This is a genomic window from Nocardiopsis salina YIM 90010 (assembly GCF_000341025.1).
GTDB classification, from domain to species: Bacteria; Actinomycetota; Actinomycetes; order Streptosporangiales; family Streptosporangiaceae; genus Nocardiopsis; species Nocardiopsis salina.
The window spans coordinates 1-883 of record NZ_ANBF01000240.1; the positions used below are offsets into that span (position 1 = coordinate 1).

Consider the following 883-nt stretch of genomic DNA (forward strand, 5'->3'; position numbering starts at 1 on the left):
TTTGCGGGGCCCCTCTTTTTTGTGTCTGCACTTGTGAACACGTGAAAGGGTGCTGCAGGTCTGCGCCTGCTGTGCACAAGCACACGGCCACGACCAGCGCCGGCGTCCGAGCCGGTGGCGACGATGTCGTAAGCTGGAAGCCCAAGTACTATGACGCGCTGCTACTGGTCGAAGTGGCAGCGCTTTTGAGTGTTGACGGACGGATTCGATGACTGAGGAAAGCCGATCGGGAGACCACGAGGGTTCCGGAGCCGACGAGCGCGGTGAAGACCGCTCGGGTGGCCCCGACGGCCGGGAGCGCGGCGGACCGCCCAGCTCCCGCTCCGGGTACCGGGGATCCCGCGACCGAAGAGGTGGCCGGCAGGGTGGCCACGGGGGCAGGCGCGACGACCGTGGTGGCCGTCGTGACCGTGACGACCGCGGGGGCGGGCCCCGCGGAGACCGGCGTGGTGGATACCGGGACGACCGCCGTGGTGGTGGCCGTGGCCGTGACGAGCGGCGCGGGCGAGATGACCGCCGGGGTGGTGGGCGCGACTTCCGCCGCGACGACCGCCGTGACGACCGGGGCCGCAACGACCGGAGCCGAAATGAGCGGGGCCGCAACGACCGGAGCCGCGCCCCCCGGGAGAACCGTGACCCCGCGGACGCCGCACCGTTGCTGCCCGACGAGGCCGCCTACGGGCAGCTGGACCAGCAGACCAAGCGTGACCTGAACTCTCTGCCCAAGTCGCTCGCCGAGATCGTGGGCAAGCACGTGGTCGCCGCGGGCCTCCTGCTCGACGAGAACCCCGAGCGGGCCTACAAGCACGCTGTCTACGCCCGCCGCAAGGCCTCCCGGGTGCCCGGCGTGCGCGAGGCCTCCGGTGTGGCTGGCCACACGCCC

At 71.5% G+C, this 883-nt stretch carries 1 pseudogene; it reads left to right on the forward strand.

The features are described 5' to 3' along the window. Positions 1-655: 655 nt before the first annotated feature. Positions 656-883 (forward strand): annotated as a pseudogene (locus D474_RS33735) (hypothetical protein); the annotation flags it as partial.